The 14,669-nt window shown below is 27.1% G+C and carries 14 protein-coding genes; 13 read left to right on the top strand and 1 reads right to left on the bottom strand.

Annotated features, from left to right (window positions below; translation table 11 throughout):
- Positions 1-119: 119 nt before the first annotated feature.
- Together CLPU_RS09570 and CLPU_RS09565 are read left to right on the top strand one after the other, a co-directional pair.
- A complete protein-coding gene (locus CLPU_RS09570; RefSeq protein WP_050355433.1) occupies positions 120-1,472 on the top strand; it encodes an aminotransferase-like domain-containing protein in 1,353 nt (450 codons plus the stop codon).
- A gap of 80 nt (positions 1,473-1,552) precedes the next feature.
- Positions 1,553-2,542 (top strand): ornithine cyclodeaminase family protein, encoded by a 990-nt coding sequence (locus CLPU_RS09565; RefSeq protein WP_050355432.1) that lies wholly within the window; start codon positions 1,553-1,555, stop codon positions 2,540-2,542.
- 156 nt (positions 2,543-2,698) lie between these two features.
- On the opposite strand, the gene CLPU_RS09560 is transcribed toward CLPU_RS09565, so the two are convergent.
- Entirely contained in the window at positions 2,699-3,757 is a 1,059-nt protein-coding gene (locus CLPU_RS09560; protein WP_050355431.1) for an acyltransferase, read from the bottom strand.
- Between the two features lie 704 nt (positions 3,758-4,461).
- On the opposite strand from CLPU_RS09560, the gene CLPU_RS09555 reads away from it, so the two are divergent.
- The 11 genes from CLPU_RS09555 (at position 4,462) to CLPU_RS09505 (ending at position 14,659) form a co-directional block, all read left to right on the top strand.
- Positions 4,462-6,423 (top strand): endonuclease MutS2, encoded by a 1,962-nt coding sequence (locus CLPU_RS09555; RefSeq protein WP_050355430.1) that lies wholly within the window; start codon positions 4,462-4,464, stop codon positions 6,421-6,423.
- Positions 6,424-6,718: 295 nt separating this feature from the next.
- Positions 6,719-7,015 (top strand): hypothetical protein, encoded by a 297-nt coding sequence (locus CLPU_RS09550; RefSeq protein WP_050355429.1) that lies wholly within the window; start codon positions 6,719-6,721, stop codon positions 7,013-7,015.
- Between the two features lie 12 nt (positions 7,016-7,027).
- Positions 7,028-7,312, top strand: a complete 285-nt coding sequence (locus CLPU_RS09545) for a GNAT family N-acetyltransferase (RefSeq protein WP_157857719.1) — start codon at positions 7,028-7,030, stop codon at positions 7,310-7,312.
- Between the two features lie 232 nt (positions 7,313-7,544).
- A complete protein-coding gene (locus CLPU_RS09540; protein ID WP_050355427.1) occupies positions 7,545-8,285 on the top strand; it encodes a spore coat protein in 741 nt (246 codons plus the stop codon).
- Positions 8,286-8,648: 363 nt separating this feature from the next.
- Positions 8,649-9,860, top strand: coding sequence for an NADP-dependent isocitrate dehydrogenase (locus tag CLPU_RS09535; RefSeq protein ID WP_050355426.1), 1,212 nt, complete (start codon positions 8,649-8,651; stop codon positions 9,858-9,860).
- 188 nt (positions 9,861-10,048) lie between these two features.
- Positions 10,049-10,690: a lactate utilization protein gene (locus tag CLPU_RS09530; protein ID WP_050355425.1), complete on the top strand. Its 642-nt coding sequence runs from the start codon at positions 10,049-10,051 to the stop codon at positions 10,688-10,690.
- Positions 10,691-10,795: 105 nt separating this feature from the next.
- A complete protein-coding gene (locus CLPU_RS09525; RefSeq protein WP_050355424.1) occupies positions 10,796-11,203 on the top strand; it encodes a DUF2000 domain-containing protein in 408 nt (135 codons plus the stop codon).
- 55 nt (positions 11,204-11,258) lie between these two features.
- Positions 11,259-12,059: an AraC family transcriptional regulator gene (locus tag CLPU_RS09520; RefSeq protein WP_050355423.1), complete on the top strand. Its 801-nt coding sequence runs from the start codon at positions 11,259-11,261 to the stop codon at positions 12,057-12,059.
- Between the two features lie 194 nt (positions 12,060-12,253).
- A complete protein-coding gene (locus tag CLPU_RS09515; RefSeq protein WP_050355422.1) occupies positions 12,254-13,180 on the top strand; it encodes a DMT family transporter in 927 nt (308 codons plus the stop codon).
- Between the two features lie 113 nt (positions 13,181-13,293).
- The gene (locus CLPU_RS09510; RefSeq protein WP_050355421.1) at positions 13,294-13,878 is read left to right on the top strand and encodes an RNA polymerase sigma factor; all 585 of its coding nucleotides are present in this window, start codon (positions 13,294-13,296) and stop codon (positions 13,876-13,878) included.
- Positions 13,853-14,659, top strand: a complete 807-nt coding sequence (locus tag CLPU_RS09505) for an ABC-2 transporter permease (RefSeq protein WP_050355420.1) — start codon at positions 13,853-13,855, stop codon at positions 14,657-14,659. The genes CLPU_RS09510 and CLPU_RS09505 overlap by 26 nt, the downstream gene beginning before the upstream one ends.
- Positions 14,660-14,669 lie beyond the last annotated feature (10 nt).

Raw genomic sequence — 14,669 nt, 5'->3', positions numbered from 1 at the left:
GAAATTGAAAATTAAATAATTTTGGCCGAATGATATAATTATAGTATGGCAATATTGAAAGGAAGAATACGCATTAATACAAACTGTACTGGTACACTTATATTGGGGGTTATTGAAGTATGAAGTATGAAGATATTACAAACTATATTAAACAAAAAATTGAAAAAGGAGAAATAAAATCAGGGGATAAACTGCCAACAATTAGAAAAATGGCAGAAATACATAAATGTAGTAAGAGTACTGTAGTAAGAGCATATGATGAATTAGAAAAAGAACATGTAATTTATTCTGTTCCTCAAAGTGGATACTATGCAATTGAAAAGAAAAAAATGCATAATAAAGCAAAAAATGAATATATTAATTTTTCATCTATATCTCCAGATCCAGATATATTTCCATATTTAGAATTTCAACATTGTATGGATAAAGCAATGGATGTTTATAAGCAAGATATATTCACTTACAATACTGATAATGGGCTTAGTTACTTGATTGATGTTCTTGAAAAACATCTTATGAATTATCAGGTGTTTACAAAACCTGATAATATTTATGTTACTTCGGGAATCCAACAAGCATTATCCATTCTAGCGGAAATGCCATTTCCGAATAATAAAAAATACGTTCTTGTAGAACAGCCTACATATAATATTTTTTTAAAGCTTCTTGAGTTAAAGAAGATACCTGTTATTGGAATAGAAAGAGGAGTAAAAGGGATAGATTTAAATGAGCTGGAAATGATATTTAAAAGAGATAATGTTAAGTTTTTTTATACTATGCCTAGATTTCAAAATCCATTGGGAACATCTTATACGGCTAAAGAAAAAGAAGCAATTGCTGATTTAGCTCGAAAATATGATGTTTATATTGTAGAAGATGATTATCTTGCAGACTTAGAAAATGATAGTAAGGCTGATCCTATTTATACATACGATCGCTCTTCTCATGTTATATACTTAAAAAGTTTTTCTAAAATACTATTTCCAGGTTTAAGATTGGGTGTTGCTGTTATACCTGACTCTATGAAAGATAAGTTTTATTTATATAAGAAGCTTACAGACTTGGATGCTTGTATGATATCTCAAGCTGCACTTTCAATTTATATTAATAGTGGTATGTTTGAAAGATATAGAAACAAGATATCAGAAATTTATTTAGAAAGAATTAATTGCTTAAATAATGCTTTAAACTATTATAATGACACAGAATTCTTGAAACATGAAAATATAACTTCTGGAATTTTTAATCACTTAACGTTGCCATTAACGTTTAACATTAATAAACTAATTAGTAACTTAAAGAAGAAAGGAATAAGGGTTCAATCAGGAGAAACTTTTTATCTATCTAACAGTTCTAACAATAATAAGCTAATTAGATTAAGTATAACTAGAGTAAATGAGGAACAAATTTATGAAGGTATAAGTGCTATAATTGATGAAATAAAAAAACTATATGATCTTTCATTTTATTAAGATTTTAATAAATAAATTCATGTTATTCGATTAAAATCACAATTCGATGGTATATAATATATGTTAAAGGAGGAATTAAAATGTTAGTTTTAACAGCGGAAGATATTAAAAAAGTTTTTAGCATGAATGATGCAGTTCAGGCTTCAAAAGATGCATTAAGAATGTACACATTAGGAAATGTAGAGATACCTTTAAGAGTGAATATAGATGTTCCTAAATTTAATGGACAAAGTTTATTTATGCCAGGATATGCAGAAGAGATAAACTCTGTTGGTATAAAAATAGTTTCAGTATTTCCACAAAACGCAAAGAAAGGAATACCATCTGTTCCAGCTAAAATGTTACTATTAGATGGAGAAACAGGGGATGTGGTTTCTATAATGGATGGAACTTTTTTAACTCAGTTTAGAACAGGAGCAGTTGCAGGCGCCGGTACGGACATATTATCTAGAAAGGACTCAAAGACTTTTGCTCTATTTGGAACAGGGGGTCAAGCTTCCTCACAGCTAGAAGCTGTCTTGTCTGTAAGAAAAATTGAGACAGTTAAAGTATTCGATATTAACAGTGAAAAGGCTAAAGAATTTGTGAATGATATGCAACAAAAGTTTAGTGACTATGGAGTTAAAATACTAGTAGCAGATAGCTCAGAGGATGCAATTAAAGATGCAGATATAATAACTACAGTAACTACAGCAAAAAGCCCAGTATTTGATGGAAGGCTAGTAAAAAAAGGAACACATATAAATGGTATAGGTTCATATACTCCTGAGATGCAAGAAATAGATGAGTTTATTTTAAAGAATTCTCAAGGGATATTCTTGGATACTAAGGAGGGTGTACTTAGCGAAGCTGGAGATTTAATCACACCAATGAAAAAAGGAATTATAGATGAAAGTGATATTACAGGAGAGTTGGGAGAAGTAATATTAGAGAGAGTTTCAGGAAGACAGTCACCACAAGATATCACTATATTTAAGTCTGTAGGAAGTGCAATTTTGGACTTAGTTACTGCATATAGAATATATGAAAAAGCTTTAGAATTAGGAGTTGGAACAAAAATAGAGATATAGTTTAGATATTTAGGATTTCTCTATTGATGATATTTAAAGCTTAAAATGGAGATACGAAAATAATAACTAACTTATTTTTCAGTAAGAAAAGCGTCAAATTATAAGTTTATAATTTGACGCTTTTTTTAATATTACTCTTATTATGAGAAATATTCACTATAATAATTTTTTAATCAAAGGAATCTTCTGTAAAATTTTCGTAATTATAAAACAGGCTATAAAAATTAGTAGCTGAAAGACTAAACACGCTAATAACCAATTTAAGTTATTGTTTAGGAACGATGCAACATTATCCAAACGTATTATTAACATATTGTGTAAGAGATAAATGCCAAATGTAGCAGATGAAATACTAGATAATATACTTTGTATTCTATCTGAAAAAACTATATTAGAGAAAATGTGTTTAAATAAAAAGAACATAGGTATAGCTAAAGACATAATTGTAGCCAATCCAACATTGTCTAATTTTAATATAACTTGACCATGACTATAGTATTCTCTCGATGTTAGTATAACTTGAATAGCTAAAGAAAATATAAATAAAACGCTCAATATAATCATGGCTTTTTTATATTTTTTTTGAGGTATCTTTATATTGTCTATAAAGTATCCAAGTATAAAATAACCGATATAAGTTGAAAAAATTGGTATAGTGAAAAAGCGTGAGTATTGAATTGTAGGAAAATATAATGTTACTAGAGGATATATTCCACTAAATATAATAAATACTACATTAAAATATATAAAGTCCTTATAATTAAAGTTTTTAATCATTTTTCTAATCATAGGTGTCATAATATATAATCCTAAGAGCATGTACAAATACCAGTATGGAATAGTTACTGGTTCTTTTATAATCTTTCCTAGAAAGACTATAGGATTAAATAAATTAAAATTTTCTACAAAGATAAACTGATATGTAAAAGAAAATACAATAATAGTAAGAATTATCCTAAGTATTTTTTTGGAAAATAATTGTTTATAAGTGTAATCCTTTCTTAAAAGTAATGCTCCAGAAAGCATGACAAAAATGGGTACAGCAGCTTTACTTACAAAAAAATATGTTATCGATAAATACCAAGTAGGTGATGGTTTAGTAGATAAAAATATAAAGCTGACAGTATGATTAACTATTACTAAAAAACAGGCAAATGTTCTTAGAAAATCATAATAAAGTACTTTGTTTGTAGTGTTTTCTTTAATTTTTATCATAATATTCTCCTTATTTATAAGTTAAATTTGCATTAAAACAACTAATTAAGTTTAGCTTTAAAACTAGCAAAGTGTGTATTTTAAAATTAGAATGATTTGGGGAATACCCAGTATTGCATATTATAACATTATAATATAAAAATTGACTAAATTGTTAATATTTATTATAAAATAGTGATTTTATTGTAGAAAATGTATGAAACTTCAATTTTACTCAAAGGAATATTAGTTCTATTAAGTTAATTTCAAAGATTATATTGTAAATTACTTGGAAAAGAAGTATAATATAGTTATACTCAAGTTAAAGGAGATTGTTTTATGAATGAGGTTGTTCTTAACTAAGCGAACTTAATATCGAGTCTTAAATAATTTTTTAAAACCTACGTTTGATAGGTTTATTTGTTGACGCATTTTTTAGGACTTGAGCTTAGAATAGAACACGGTTATACAGTCTCTTTATTTATATGTTATATGAAGGAAGGATTCCGTGCTTTTGCACGGTTTTTTTGTACCTTTTTATAACTATGCCTTGAGTTATAATTCCATTTAAAGGAAAACTATAGTAAAGATGATTTTAAGGCTGTAGATAGACATGTGTTTATCTATGGCCTTTATTTATTTTAAGGGGGAGTGAAGCATGTTAAGTGTGCTAGTAAAAATAACTAATATTAAAACAGTAATAAAAAAAGGTGGAGGGATAAAAATTGAATGAAAAATCTATAGAAATATTAGAATACAATAAAATAAAAGAACAACTTAAAGGATTTGCATTATCAGATATAGCGAAGGAAAGAATAGACAGACTTGAACCATCAGTAGACATAAAAGTAATTGAAAAAGATATGAAAGAAACTAGTGAAGCAAGAGCTATTATAGATATAACTTCTAGTATTCCAATCAATAGCTTGAAAGGAATAAAGCAAATTAAAGAAAAATTAGAAAAAGGAGCTATATTATCTCCAGAAGATTTAGAGTCAGTGTCAGACCTTTTAAGAGAAATTGAAAGACTAAAAAGGTTTATGAAAGATAAAGAATACAATGCTCCAACTATAACTACTTTTGCTCGTTCCACTTATGAACTTTATACAATAAGAGAAGAAATCGATAGATGTATTTTAAGAGGAAGAGTAGATGATAGAGCAAGTTCAAAACTTTCTAAAGTAAGAAAAAGAATAAATATATTAGAAGACAGAATAAAAAGTAAACTAGATGGTATTTTAAAAAATGAAAGTTATAAGGGATATATGCAAGATCATCTTGTAAGTCAAAGAGGTGGAAGGTATGTAATACCAGTAAAAAGTGAATATAAAAGACAGGTAGATGGAGAGATTCATGATAAGTCTCAAACAGGATCAACATTGTTTATTGAGCCTAAAGAAATAAAGAAAATTCAAGATGAACTTAATATATGCAAAATAGAAGAAGAAAAAGAAGTATATAAAATATTATCTTATTTAACTGATATTTTGTTTAATAATAAAAAAGAACTAAATATTAATATTGAAGCTATGGCATACTACGATTTTATATTTGCTAAAGGTAAATATAGTAAATCAATAGATGGAGAAGAAGTTTCTTTTAATAATAGAAACTATATAAATATAAAAAGAGGAAGACATCCACTAATAGGTAAAGAAGCAGTACCACTAGACTTTACTGTAGGAGAAAATTATCAAGGAGTAATAATTACAGGTCCAAATACAGGAGGAAAAACAGTAGCACTTAAAACAGTTGGATTACTCACGATGATGGCTCAGTCAGGACTCCATGTACCAGTAGATAAAGAAAGTGAGTTCGGAGTATTTATTGATGTTTTAGTTGATATAGGAGATGGGCAAAGTATAGAACATAGTTTAAGTACATTCTCATCCCATATAAAAAATATTATTAATATATTACACTGTGCTGATAAACATACTTTAGTTATAATGGACGAAGTAGGTTCAGGAACAGATCCAGCAGAAGGAATGGGAATTGCTACAGCTATACTTGAAAAACTCTATGATAAAGGAGCTACAATCTGTGCAACAACTCATTATAGTGAGATAAAATATTTTGCACAAGATCATCCAGGATTTATAAATGGATCTATGGCTTTCGATATAGAAACTTTAAGACCTCTTTATAAGCTTAATATAGGAAAAGCTGGTGAAAGTAATGCTTTTCTAATCGCATTAAGACTAGGAATGAGTAAGGATATAATAGAAAAAGCTCACCAAGTAACTTATAAAGAATATAAAGATTATTCAAATTATGAATATAAAAAGGATGAAAGCAAAGAGACTTTAGATAAAGATATTGTTAAATCTCATAAAGAGCAAAAAGTAAAGTTTAAAGAGGCTAAAGAGCGAAGTAAAATATCAGAAGGATTAAATAAGACTTCCGAATTTGCTATAGGAGATAGTGTATATGTAAGTTCTATGAAAAAGACAGGTGTTGTTTGCGAACTTGAAAATTCAAAGGGAGAATACACTGTTATGATAATGAATAAAAAGCTTAAGATAAATAAAAAAAGACTTTCATTGCATATAAAGAAAGAAGAATTATATCCTGAGGATTATGATCTAGATGTAGTTCTTAAAAGTAAAGAGTATCGTAAGAAAGACAAAATGATGAAGAAGAAACATGTAAAAGGAGTAGTGATTGATGTAGATAATGAGAACTAGAATATTGAATGTGAAAATGTAGCTAACTTAATATTCTATAAAAGAAGGAACTTGGCTAAATAGCCAAGTTCCTTTTTATAAGCTATGTTTTAATATAATGTTTAAGATGCTGCATCATGCTAAGTATGGAGTCAACATATTAAATAACGAATGAAATTAATACAATAAATACAATTTATTGGAAGCGATGATATAATTACTATATAAACAAGTGTAATAGTTAGTAGGTAATTTTCTTAAAGAGCAAAGTAAAGAGTATTTATATTTTATATATGAAGAAAGGATTGAAATTTACATGGAAAGCTATAAGATAATGAAGTTAAGAGACTTAGATGAAACCTATATTTACAAAACAGTTAAGCTCTTTGTTGATGGATTTCACAATGTAATAACTGTTTCAAAAGACAAAGAAATATTGCGCCAACTGTTTTATTCTACAATAATACCTGATATGTTTTACGTTTGTCTTGATGGTGAAGAAGTAATAGGACTTTTAGGATATGGGAACAAGCAGAAACGTGCTGTTTATTTTAACAAAGAAATATGTAAAAAACTTTTTGGAAAGCTTAAGGGTAGTTTAGTTTGTTGGTAGATGAATATGATTATGGGAAAACCTGTAGTAAAAGAAGACACAGAGTGTTCTATCGACTTTCTTACTACGGATGTCAATTATAGAAGAAAAGGCATTGCTACGCAACTTATTGGTTACATATATAAAGATATGAATTATGAAAGTTATCTTCTAGAGGTATTTAGTACTAACACAAATGCAAAAAGATTATATGAAAAACTTGGATTTGAAACACAAGAAATTCAAAAAAACATTTTTATAAGGTTACGTGGTTTAGGTTCAATAATAAAGATGAAAAAATACGTAAACAAGAAATAAGTAAGTAAATTTATTTTCAATAAAATATAAGGTAGAATAAGTGTAAAAATATATAGTATCAGGATCATTATAAAACTTAGCTTTTTTATGATAAAATAAACATAAATCAATTACAATTAAATCAAGATAGTTGTTTCTTATAATAGAATATAAATAAATATTTTTCTAATGTGTTCCTGTTTGTATCAAGTACATATTATATCAATAAGAATCTAAAAAAGGAGGATATAATATGTACTACTATGACCATTTTTATTATCAAAATGAAATACCAGCTGATAATAAGTTCTATGTATTAGATTCCAAACAAGGAGATGTAAATGGAGATGGAATATTAGATGATGTTTTTCTAATAGGAACTAGACCTTATGGAACAGAAAGTCCTTTTAGAGATAATATAACCTTAGTTATTCAAGATGGTAAGAAAGGTAGATATATAAGAGTACGATTAGAATCAAATGCAGGATATAATCCAACTATATTTTTAGGAGATTTTACAGGGGATAAAGTAGATGATATATTAATTAGTATTGATTCAGGAGGCAGTGGTGCTATTGGCTATTACTATGTATATTCAGCCTTAAATAATCAACCTAAAAAGATATTTGATTACGAAAAGTTTAATGAAGAATATAAGTATGAAGTGAATTATAGAAATAATTATAAAGTAGAGGTAGTAAGTAAAAATTTAAATAAAAGATATATTATAGATATTAGATATAAAGGTAAAGAATACTTATCAGAAATATATGATGCAAATGGAAAATTAAAAGAACCTATTAAAGGAGATGTAATGGCTTTAAGTGGATTATATCCTATTGATTTTGAAAGAGATGGTACTTATGAGTTATATGCAATACAAAGAATCATAGGAAGATATAATGCTGATGGATTAGGATATGTTCAAACTTCGTTAAAGTGGAATGGTTCTAGATTTATTCCTTTCTCACAGAATGTAGCCATATTTGGATAAAGAATATTATAGAAAATACATTCAAAATTATTATTTTTAAAGATCAAAAAGAATAATTATACACATTTATAATAAACTTGCTCTTATGTCAAACATAAGGGCTTTTATCTTTTAATACTACTGTTCTTATTGATAAAATGACAAACCAATGTTAAGATTATATATATTGTGAATTATTAGAAAAAATTATTAAAATATTAAAATACCTTAATTTAATATATATAGTCAGTTATTTTAACTTTTATAGATGATTAAAAACTTAGTATATATTCAATTTTAAAAATTGAGTTTTTAAATATTTACTTAAGCTTATTTATTTTCAGCACTAATATATGATAAAAATTAAAGAAAAGAGGGATAAGAATGGTTGATAAAATTAAGATGAACTTGCCAATCGTAGAGATGGATGGCGACGAAATGACTAGAATAATATGGAAAATGATTAAAGATACACTTTTAGAGCCATATATAGATTTAAAAACAGAGTATTATGATCTTGGATTACAAAAAAGAGATGAAACAGATGACCAAATTACTGTAGATGCAGCTAATGCAATAAAAAAATATGGTGTTGGTGTAAAATGTGCTACTATAACTCCAAATGCTGATAGAGTTAAAGAATATAACTTAAAGAACATGTGGAAAAGTCCTAACGGAACAATCAGAGCGATTTTAGATGGTACTGTATTCCGTACACCTATTATAGTTGATAGTATAAAGCCTTATGTGAAAACTTGGAAAAAACCTATTACAGTTGCAAGACATGCATATGGAGATATATACAAAGATGTAGAATGTCGTATAGAAGGACCTGCTAAAGTAGAGCTTGTAGCTACTTATGAAAATGGAGAAGTTTCAAGACAAACTATACATGAATTTAAAGGACCTGGTGTTACATTAGGTATGCATAACCTAGATAAGTCTATTGAAAGTTTTGCTAGAGCTTGTTTTAACTATTCACTCGATATTAAACAAGACTTATGGTTTGCTTCAAAAGATACTATTTCTAAAACTTATGATCATAGATTTAAAGACATATTCCAAGAAATATATGATAGTGAGTACAAAGAAAAGTTTGAGGCTGCTGGAATATCTTACTTCTATACACTAATAGATGATGCAATAGCTCGTGTTGTGAAATCAGAAGGTGGAATGGTTTGGGCTTGCAAAAACTATGATGGTGATGTAATGTCTGACTTAGTTGCTACAGCTTTTGGAAGCTTAGCAATGATGACATCTGTACTTGTTTCACCAGAAGGATACTATGAATTTGAAGCAGCTCATGGAACAGTTCAACGTCACTATTACAAACATCTTGAAGGAGAAACTACATCAACTAACTCAATGGCTACTATCTTTGCATGGACAGGAGCTTTAAGAAAAAGAGGAGAACTTGACAATATCAGTGAATTAGTTGAATTTGCAAATAAACTTGAAGCTTCATGTATAAGAACTATAGAAGAAGGGGTTATGACAAAAGACCTTGCATCTATTTCAGAAGTTCAAGATAAGAAAATCGTAAACACTGAAGAATTTTTAACTGAAGTTAAAAAGAGATTAGACGAAACTCTTTAATATATAAAAATAGCTATGGATCAGGGACTCCATAGCTATTTTTAATTTGTACATTTTAATTAAGATATTTAATGTCCATTATTTCTAATATATTATTAATGTTATAATTATATAAAATATTTAGCTTTATTTAAATTAGAATATAAAAATAATATCTATAGATAATATGTTATATGGGAGTGGTAAATTTGGATAACAATGTCTTATGGTATATAGATAAGCAGATTGAAAGAACTATCAGTAATCTTAAAAAACGTAATATGGAAGGTTACTATGTTAAGGATGAGAAAGAAATAATAGAAAAGTTAAAAGAGCTTATACCAGAAAATTCTATAGTTGGTGTAGGAGACTCTATGACGTTATTTGAAGCTGGTGTTATAGATTTTCTTAGAAAGGGTAATTATAAATTTTTAGATAAATATAAAGAGGGTATCACAAGTGAAGAAAAGAAAAATATATATTTGCAAAATTTTTCTTCTGATACTTTTCTATGTAGTACAAATGCATTAACTGAAAATGGAGAATTATATAATATTGATGGAAATGGAAGCAGAGTAGCCCCTATGATATATGGGCCTAAGCAAGTGATTATAGTAGCTGGAATAAATAAAATAGTTAGAGATATAGAAGAAGCTGAGAAAAGAGTTAGAAATTATGCTGCCCCTATAGATGCTAAAAGATTAAATAAAGATACACCCTGTACTAAATTAGGACAATGCGTAGACTGTAAGAGTCCAAATAGAATATGTAATGATTTTGTGACCATTACAGGACAATTTGTTAAAGGAAGAATAAAAATAATCATCGTAGGAAAGCAGTTAGGATATTAATAACTATATATTTAATTTCTTTGCTATAGCAATTTTTTACTATACTTCTTTTTATAATTTTTCTATAATACTTTTCAAGCAGGAAATAAAAAGGAGAGAAGTATTATGAAATGTGTAATGATAATAGATAAAGAATTGCCAATAGGACTAATTGCTAATACTACAGCTGTTCTTGGTTTAAGCCTAGGGGGAAATACTGATGGACTAATAGGACCGAAAGTTGAGAATAAGGATAATTATACACATATAGGGATTACAAATATTCCTATACCTATTTTATCTAGCACTAAAGAACAGATTAAAGAAATACATAATAGACTAGCGTTAGAAAATCACAATGATATAACTATAATAGACTTTAATTCATTAGCTCAGAAATCAAAGAGTTATTGTGATTATGTAGAAAAACTAAACAACACTTATTTAGATGATTTAAATTATTTAGGAATATGTATATATGGACCTAAAAAATTAATAAATAAAATAAGTGGCAACATGAGTATTTTGAAATAGGTTGTTTTTTATATGTAATTTCACTTTGGTATACTTATAAATGAGGTGAAAACTAATGAGGGAAGTAGAGTATTATAGGGATAGGAACTTTCCTGTTTTTGAGATAAAGAGTTGCGATGAAATGATACATTCTTCTAAACAACATGCACATCAAGAACTATCTGTAGGAATAGTGTATAGAGGTTCGAGTGTAGTGTACTGTGAAAGAATAAAAAGAAAGGTTGAATCAAATAATGCTGTTTTTATAGATTCTGGAGTTATGCATGATTGTAATCCAACAAATATAAATGAATGGAAGTTTAAGATGTTATATTTAAAAAGAGATTGGTTTGAATCTATAATGAGTATGAGACATAAGGGATTTACTATGAATATAAAGAAAATGGATGATAATGATGTTAGCCTCATAAATAATATGATACACGATCTTCAAAGTAATTGTAGTGAAATAGAAAAGGAAACAATACTAATATCTATACTAGATTATCTGTTTAAGATAGAAGACTACTTTAGTTACAAGTTCTATAAAGATGGTCATGATATAGACGCAAGTTACAAAATTAAAAAGTTTATAGATAACAACTTTACAGAGAAGATTTCACTAGAGAACCTATCAGAGTATAGTGGATTTAGTAAGTATCATATAATTAGACTTTTTAGACAAAACTTTAATACTACTCCACATGAATATCAAATATTGTTACGAATTAATTATGCAAAAGAAGAATTAAAAAAGGGAAAGAACATTTCAGAAATTACTCAAAGTACAGGATTCTTTGATCAAAGTCATTTTACTAAAAAATTTAAGCAATACTTCGGAATTACTCCACTAAAATATTTATTATCTACTAACTAGTATCTTAGTAATTTCACATTATAAAAATAATTTTATTTGATGATTAACAATTCTAATACTTCTATTTACATCAAGTAAGAGAAATAATGTACAATATATAGATTAATTTAAATACAATTGAGCTTAAGAAAAATTGATATATGAACTAAGCTTTTAACTTTAGTTATAATAAACTATTTAAAGAGGAAAAATATATGAAAAATAAACGATTATTAGGACACTTAATGGCTTTTACAACTATATTAGTATGGGGAACAACATTTACTTCAACAAAGGTTTTACTTAGAAATCTTAGTCCTATAGAAATACTATTTTATAGATTTTTAATAGCATACTTAGCTTTATTGTTGATTTATCCTAAATTTAATAAAATAAATAATATAAAAGAGGAACTACTATTTTTATCATTAGGAGCAAGTGGTGTAACATTATATTTTCTAGCTGAAAATACTGCTTTAAAGTATACCTTAGCATCAAATGTTGGATTATTACTAGCAGCATTACCTATAATAACTGCAATTCTTGCTCATATTTTTATTAATGATGAAAAGTTTCATAAGAAACTGTTAGTCGGATTTATTTTTGCAGTTCTAGGTGTATTTTTAGTTTTATTTAATGAAAGATTGGTTCTAAATGTAAATCCAATAGGAGATATATTAGCAATAATTGCAGCAGTTATTTTTTCTGTATATTCAATTTTGTTGAGAAAAGTTGATATCAATTATAGCCATATATATGTTACTAGAAAAGTATTTTTTTATGGATTAATGTTTATGGTACCTGTACTCTTAATAAGCGATTTTCAATTTAGAATTAGCTGGGTTAAAGATCTAAATATATTATCTAATATGTTATTTTTAGGATTAATAGCTTCTGCTGTGTGTTATGTTATGTGGAACAAATCTATTAGTATAATAGGTGTGGTAAAAACAAGTACTTATGTTTATCTTTCACCAGTCATCACTATGATAGCGTCATCATTAATTCTTAAAGAAAAAGTAACCTTAATAGCTATTTCAGGGATGTTACTTATATTATTAGGAGTATGTGTTTCAGAGCATGGGGATAAGTTATTTAAAAATAAGAATAAAGTTAAATATAAATCACAAAAGCTTTCTTAGAACTTATTTTCTAAGAAAGCTTTTATTATTTTAAGTTTTAATATAATAAATCTTTGATAAAATTAAACTTTTTATAGTTTTATATCGTATCATATACGAGAGGAGGGAAAATATTGGCAATAAAAGATGAAGAATTAGTACGAGAGATTCTTAATGGAAATCAATCATCGATGGAAGTTTTAGTAAACCGTTATTATAAACTGATTCACGCGGTTATATATAGGAACTTTGGAGATTATCATATAGCTATGGATTTAACTCAAGAAACATTTGTTAAGACACTTAGAAAATTAGAAACCTTCGAAATTGATAAAGGAGACTTTAAAGGATGGATTTTAAAAATAGCTATAAATACTTCTAAAGATTATTATAAGAGCTCATATGTAAAGCATAATTTGCCTCATGAATCTCAAAGTGTTTACTTTTCTAAAGAAACATCAGAAAAAGATAATATAATCAATATTTTAGAAAAGAAAGAAAAAAGATTACAGGTGAAGAACGCTATCTTATCATTACCATATGAGCAACGATTAGCACTTATATTAAGGTATTATCACGACTTAAAGATAAAAAATATAGGAGACATAACTGATACAAATGAATCTACTGTAAAATCAAGGCTAAGACTAGGAATAGAAAAACTTAAAAAATTGCTAGATAGAGGTGAAAAAAATGAAAAATTCAAAAAAGAAATTTAAAGATACAGACTTTCTAGAAGTTTCAGATGAAGATTTAATGAAATTTATAGATGAAATAAATGAATATAGTATTGAGGTTCCTAGTCAAAATGAAATAAACACGTGTATAGAAAATTTAAGGAAGCATGTTCCTAAGAAGAAAAATTTGCTAGATATTTTAAAAAATATCACAAAAAGAATTGAGATAGATTTAAGTTATATGAATAAACTTTACTGGACTATAAATATCTTAATATTTTTAATATCTTATTTATTTATTATAACTAAAAATATAAGTCCTTATGGAGTAATAGTTTTTATATCTCCTATACCTCTGATATTAGGATTCACAGAGATATTTAAGGGAAGAGAGAATGGCATGATCGAACTTGAGCTAAGTTTTAAAGTTTCAGCTAGAGAGATAATTTTATCTAGAATGATTATACTGGGAGCTTTCAATATTGCTCTGAATTTAGTCATGGCTATTATGATTTCAAGAAGTTACACAGGGTTAAATCTATTAAAAGTAAATATAATGTGGTTAACTCCCTTTATATGGGTTAACTTTGTATCTTTTATGATAGCAAAAAGAATTAGAAGTCAATATGTATCATTTGGAATGATAGGAACATGGATATGTTCAATTTTATTAATATTTAACAGTCCAAAAGTTGTAGAAAAATTTATTAATATAAATACTGGAATATACATTTTAATTATATTAGTTGGTATTACTTTGATGGCTATTCAAGTTAAGAAATATATTAAAGAAGGACTAATTAATTTTGATTATCATAGTTAGGAGTTGACTT

The organism is Gottschalkia purinilytica (assembly GCF_001190785.1).
In the GTDB taxonomy this organism is placed as follows: Bacteria; Bacillota; Clostridia; order Tissierellales; family Gottschalkiaceae; genus Gottschalkia_A; species Gottschalkia_A purinilytica.
This window is presented reverse-complemented; position numbering and strand designations above follow the sequence as displayed.

Excerpts from the sequence above, each read along its gene's own strand:
- CLPU_RS09570 (WP_050355433.1), top strand. The coding sequence starts at position 120 with ATGAAGTATGAAGATATTACAAACTATATTAAACAAAAAATTGAAAAA.
- CLPU_RS09565 (WP_050355432.1), top strand. The coding sequence starts at position 1,553 with ATGTTAGTTTTAACAGCGGAAGATATTAAAAAAGTTTTTAGCATGAAT.
- CLPU_RS09560 (WP_050355431.1), bottom strand. The coding sequence starts at position 3,757 with ATGATAAAAATTAAAGAAAACACTACAAACAAAGTACTTTATTATGAT.
- CLPU_RS09550 (WP_050355429.1), top strand. The coding sequence starts at position 6,719 with ATGGAAAGCTATAAGATAATGAAGTTAAGAGACTTAGATGAAACCTAT.
- CLPU_RS09545 (WP_157857719.1), top strand. The coding sequence starts at position 7,028 with ATGGGAAAACCTGTAGTAAAAGAAGACACAGAGTGTTCTATCGACTTT.
- CLPU_RS09540 (WP_050355427.1), top strand. The coding sequence starts at position 7,545 with ATGTACTACTATGACCATTTTTATTATCAAAATGAAATACCAGCTGAT.
- CLPU_RS09535 (WP_050355426.1), top strand. The coding sequence starts at position 8,649 with ATGGTTGATAAAATTAAGATGAACTTGCCAATCGTAGAGATGGATGGC.
- CLPU_RS09525 (WP_050355424.1), top strand. The coding sequence starts at position 10,796 with ATGAAATGTGTAATGATAATAGATAAAGAATTGCCAATAGGACTAATT.
- CLPU_RS09520 (WP_050355423.1), top strand. The coding sequence starts at position 11,259 with ATGAGGGAAGTAGAGTATTATAGGGATAGGAACTTTCCTGTTTTTGAG.
- CLPU_RS09515 (WP_050355422.1), top strand. The coding sequence starts at position 12,254 with ATGAAAAATAAACGATTATTAGGACACTTAATGGCTTTTACAACTATA.
- CLPU_RS09505 (WP_050355420.1), top strand. The coding sequence starts at position 13,853 with ATGAAAAATTCAAAAAAGAAATTTAAAGATACAGACTTTCTAGAAGTT.